This window comes from Archangium sp. (assembly GCF_036388035.1).
Classification (GTDB): Bacteria; Myxococcota; Myxococcia; order Myxococcales; family Myxococcaceae; genus Archangium.
In genome coordinates, this window is sequence record NZ_DASVSO010000243.1 from 1 (window position 1) to 4989 (window position 4989).

Here is a 4989-nt window from a genome sequence, read left to right on the forward strand (position 1 = left end):
TGTCCTCGAGCTTCGCATCCGCCGTTCCCGCGATGGGGAAGTAGTCGTGCTTTTGCGGTGAATTGCAGACCGCGCAGGCCGCCAGGTAGTTCAGGTGCGAGTGCGCGAGCTGGGGATAGCCCCCGGGAGCTCCATTCCGCACCTGGTATCGGATTCCGCGGCGCTGGCGGAGTTCAGGAGTCGGCCACGGAGTCACGCTGCTCTTGGGACGGAAGTGCTCGACGTCGTACTCGATGTTCGCGCTCCAGTTCTTCTCGAGCGCGCGCTCGCAATAGGCACATTTGTTGTGCTGGAGCTCCACGTAGACGCGTTTGATTTCCCTCCAGATGCCCGTGCCCGTGACGCGACCCGCCTTCCGGTGTTTCTGGGTACGCTTTTGTGCGCGTTTCCGCCAGGAAGGGCTTTTCTGGTCGATGCGAGCTTCGAGGTCCTGCTGGGTGATCGGATAACGGATCATGGAAGGGCGCGCGGTGCATCAGCTTCGCTTGCGGGTGCCCTTGCGACTGAGGGATGCAGCGCGGGCCGCTGTTCGCTTGTTCCGGAGTGGCGAGACCTTCCGGCGGGAGGGTGGCGGAGTCGGCTCCTCGGCGGCGGCGCCCGCGCTGACCATCCGCATGTAACGGATCGCTGCCTCTGGCCCACCTGTCCGAGCTTCTCGTGCAGCGCTCTGGAGTCGCCCGAAGAAGTCAGAATCCCGCGTCGAGTCCAGACCGAAGGTGTTGCTGGTGAGGATCTGGTCCGCGCTGAACCCGTACATCTCTTCATCGGGTGATTCGATGACCGAACGCGAAATGCCATTCTTGCCGAGGCGCTCTCGGACCAGCCGCACGTTCGCCGAAGAGAGGGTGCCCGTGACGATGGGGCTGTGGGTCGTGAAGACGAATTGCAGGTTGGGAAGCGCCTGGGCGATCTTGGGAACGACCTGTCTCTGCCACTGGGGATGGAAGTGGAGATCGATCTCATCGACGAGGACGACCCCTCGCATGTCCACCAACTTCCGGCGGGGCGGGCAACTCCTGCTGAGGTGATACAGCATGTCGGAGATCCATCCGACGTGCGCGCGATATCCGTCGGAAAGCGCGGGGAAAGGGAGGTCGGAACCCCCGATCCGGAAGAGGTATTCATCACCCTGGAGCTTCGCGAGGAGCCGGGCTCCTTCTGGAAGCATTCCGTTGATCAGCTCAATCACTTCCCGGAAGTGGGTGGGCTCTCGTCTCCGCAGTTGCGGCAGCCAGACCGACAGCGGCATGAGGGTGACGTTCTCTTCGAACAGGCCCGCTACCCGGAGGTATTTGGGGCTTCGCGCCTTGTACCGGCTGCTCTCATCAACGTTGCGGGAAGGTTCGACCCGCCGGTTCGCGCTATAGCCGAGCAAGAAGTACCCGGGGTCACGTTCGTCATACAAGCGCTTGCGAAGGTTCCTCGGATACGGGAAGTCGAATTCCTCGATGATGTCGTTGAAGTCGGAGAGGGGCCGGAGCGTGAGGGTCTGGGGGACTTCCTCTTCGTGGTATCCCTCGTGCTCTTCGAGCTGGAGTCCGGCCTCGATCTTCGCCTGCGCCGCGGTCCTGAGCTTGGTCCGGCGTACCAGCGAGAACGGAACGTATCCAGAACTCGTGGCCATCACGGGCGCGAGCGCCCCCAAGGCGATGGCCCGGAGCACGGTGGTCTTGCCTGCCCCATTGTCGCCGAGCAGCAGGGTGACATTGGGGAGGTGTCGGATCGTGTCCGCCCGATCCGGCCGCTCGCGCCCGGGATGGCTCAGCTCGAGTTTCTCTCGCTCGAAGCAGCGTAGGTTCTGAATGCGTAGCGTTCGGACGTACATGGATTCCCCTCGAGCTTCGCAGCGGCTCGTGGAGACGGCAATCGTTTCTCTCCCCAGTCGTCCTGCTTCAATCGGAAGGGGCCGTGGCTGTTGCCGTTGGGCCTTCGGTTGCTGGCAGGCGGACTCGCACGAGGGTGCCGCGTCCCTCGTGGCTCGTCAGCGCCACCTGCCCACCGTGCGCCTCCACCACCCGCCGCACGAAGGCGAGCCCCAGCCCGCTCCCCGTGGCCTTGGTGGTGTAGAAGTCGTCGAAGGCCCGCTCGCGGGTGCGCGCGTTCATCCCCTCGCCGGTGTCCTCCACGGAGACCACCACGCCCGTCCCCTCGAGCTGGGTCCGGACGGTGAGCGCGCCTCCTCGCGGCATGGCCTCGAAGGCGTTGCGCACGAGGTTCTCCAGCGCGTTGGCCAACAGGTCCCAGTCCCCCGAGCAACGGGGCAGGTCCAGCGCGAGCTCGCTTCGCAGCTGCACCTCGGGGCGGCCGGTGAAGGGTTGCAGGGACAGCACGCTCGTCACCAGCTGGTTCACGTCCAACGGCTGCTGCAATGGCTCCACCCGGCCCAGGCGCTGGTAGGTGCTCACCACCCGGTCCAGCCGCTCCACCTGCTCCAGCAACAGGTCGAGGAACTCGCCCTTGTCGTTCCAGGACTGCCCCCGCGCGTGCTCCTCCTTGAGGTACTGCGCGGCGCCCTTGAGCGCGGCGATGGGGTTCTTCAGGTCATGCGCCATCTGCGCGGAGAAGCGGCCCAGGGTGGCGAGGTTCTCCAGCCGCTCGCGCTGGGTGACGAAGGCGATGACGCCCCGGCGCGTGGCGGCCAGCAGCGCCAGGGTGATGGCCACCGTGCCCACCACCAGCGCGCCGTACCGCGCGGCGAAGAGCTGGAAGACGGCGAGGTAGGAGAGCACGCCCACCAGCGCCAGCAGCACCGCGTACATCGCGTGGGCGTTGGACAGCTCCCGTCCGAAGAGGCGCAGGCGCAGGGCCACCACGGCAATCGCTGGCAGACCCAGCAGCGTGCCCAGGTTGCCCAGGCGTGGCACGTCCAGGCCCAGCACTGCGACGAGGTCCGTGCCCAGCAGCGTCACCAGCAGCGCCAGGCTCGTGAGGAGCAGGCCCGCCCGCGTGCGCTCGGTGGAGCGCACCTCGCGGCGCAGGTGCAGGGTGAGCAGGCCGAAGCCTCCGAGCAGCAGCGGCCCGCTGAGCGCCAGCACCGTCACCGCGAAGCCCCGCGAGCCCACCACCGCGGCCACGCGCTCCGAGCCCAGTCCCGCCAGCGCCGCCGCCGCCAGCACCCCGAAGATGCCGTAGCTGGAGAACATCACCCCCGCCAGCCGGCGCCGCTCGCCCACGAAGGAGAGGATGAAGTGGAAGGCGGACGGGGCACTCATCAGCGCCGCCGTCATGGCGATGAGCCGCCAGCCCGGCCCGCCCGAGTGCGCCAGGGCGAAGTCGGCGAAGTTCCACGTGGACAGGCCGATGGACAGCACCGACAGCGGCAGCGCCAGCGGGCTGCGTCCCACGCGCACCAGGGCCAGTCCCGCCAGGGCGAGCAGCCCCGCGCACGCCCCGAGGCTGATCCACGCCTGGCTCGTCATCGCCCCCTCACCACGGCCGCGTTACAGCAGGGCCAGCCGGCGGGCCCGCGACGGATCCGCCACCGCGGCCTCCCACCGGCGCACGGCGGCCTCGCGCTCGGGCTCGGGGCCGTCGGCGTAGTAGCCCAGCGTGTCGCTGAGGACGCGGCTGAGCTCCTCGATGGCGGCCAGGCGGATGTCCAGCTCCGGGTGGCGCAGCGCGGCCACGAGCCAGTCCGCGCGGCGGCGCTGCCGGTTGTCCGCCCACCATGCCGTCCACGCGCGCTTGTCCAGGCCGAGCGTGGCGCGCGTCACCTCGCGCAGGGCCTCGGCGGCGGCCTGGGCGCACATCTCATCGTCACTGCCGGTGAGGTTGATGAGGCCCTCGATGGCCTCCCGGTCGTGCAGCGTGCCCAGGGCGCGCGCGGCCAGCGAGCGGCGCAGCGCGTCCCGGCTGGTGAGCTCCTGGCGCAGGTCCTTCTTGGCGGCGTCCAGGCGGGGCAGGTGCTTGAGGGCGGCGGCGGCCACGCGCGCGGCGCTGGAGATGTCCGGCTCGTAGTCGAAGAGGCCACGCAGCACGCCGTCCACCAGCTCCACGTAGGGCAGGCTGCCCGCGGTGAGGAGCGCGAAGTAGCGGGTGTCCGCGTCGCTCGAGTCCAGCAGCGGCGCGAGCACCTGGGCCGCGGGCCGGCCGAGCCGCGAGAGGGCACCGGGGATGGGGCCCAGCTCGTCCGCCTCGGGCAGCTCCACCACCGGCAGGCGGCTCCACGCGGTGGGGCCGGGGAAGTGGGTGGCGAGCACCTTGGCGCTGGCCTCGGGCGAGCGCGCCAGCTCGGCCATGGCGTTGGAGCGCTGGTTGGCGTCCGGGCCGGTGAGGCGCTTGAGGAGGGGCCCGAAGTCCGGCGGCGGGCGCTCCTCCTGGGACATGACGAGGGGCGCCATGGCGGCGGCGCGGCCCAGCGCACCGGAGGAGCGCGTGACGAAGGGGCTCCACCCCAGGCCCGCGGCCATGGAGGGCGTGGAGGGGGCGTTCGCGGGCGCACCGGTGCTGGCGGCGGGCGAGTCCTCCACGTCCACGTCGAAGTCCAGCACGTTGCGCAGCTCGCCCAGGCGCTGCTTGCGGAAGAGGATGAGCTCCTGGAAGGCGCCGGGCATGTCCTGGCAGAACAGGATGAAGTCCGACAGGCGCCGCTGGCTGATGGGCTTCTGGCCGCAGTCCCCGTAGAGGATGGCCACGAGCCGGCCACGCACCTCCACCGGGTAGAGGAAGAGGGTGCGGGGCGGCTGGCGGCCGAACAGCTCCAGGTAGTGCTTCGTCAGGCTGTCCGGAGGCATGGGGCCCGCGTAGCTGCCGCGGGTGATGGCCACGGTGCGGAAGATGCTGGAGGCGTCGAGCGGGACGGACACCAGCGAGAGCTTGTCGCCACTCAGGCCCTCGCCCCGCGCGTCCCAGCCCACGGCCGCGCCGCGCAGCACGGCGAAGGCGCACACGTAATCGAAGGTGCGGCGCCCGAAGCGCAGGGCCGTGTCCATGAGGCGATCACGGTCCTTCGTGGACTCCTTGAGGGCGGCGCGTGCCTGGGCGAGCGTC

At 69.5% G+C, this 4989-nt stretch carries 3 protein-coding genes and 1 pseudogene; all 4 read right to left on the reverse strand.

All coding sequences use genetic code 11. The annotated features are described in order from the left end of the window. Positions 1–457: hypothetical protein (locus tag VF697_RS10540; protein ID WP_331093864.1), on the reverse strand; the 457-nt coding region annotated here is incomplete at its 3' end. A gap of 18 nt (positions 458–475) precedes the next feature. Next, entirely contained in the window at positions 476–1825 is a 1350-nt protein-coding gene (locus VF697_RS10545; RefSeq protein WP_331093866.1) for an AAA family ATPase, read from the reverse strand. A gap of 67 nt (positions 1826–1892) precedes the next feature. Beyond that, positions 1893–3419: a sensor histidine kinase gene (locus VF697_RS10550; RefSeq protein ID WP_331093868.1), complete on the reverse strand. Its 1527-nt coding sequence runs from the start codon at positions 3417–3419 to the stop codon at positions 1893–1895. A 21-nt stretch (positions 3420–3440) separates the two neighbouring features. Next, positions 3441–4989: pseudogene (locus VF697_RS10555) on the reverse strand (FrgA protein); the annotation flags it as partial.

What these genes read in the sequence shown, in the direction of transcription:
- VF697_RS10545 (WP_331093866.1), bottom strand. Translation starts at nt 1,825, where the DNA reads ATGTACGTCCGAACGCTACGCATTCAGAACCTACGCTGCTTCGAGCGA.
- VF697_RS10550 (WP_331093868.1), bottom strand. Translation starts at nt 3,419, where the DNA reads ATGACGAGCCAGGCGTGGATCAGCCTCGGGGCGTGCGCGGGGCTGCTC.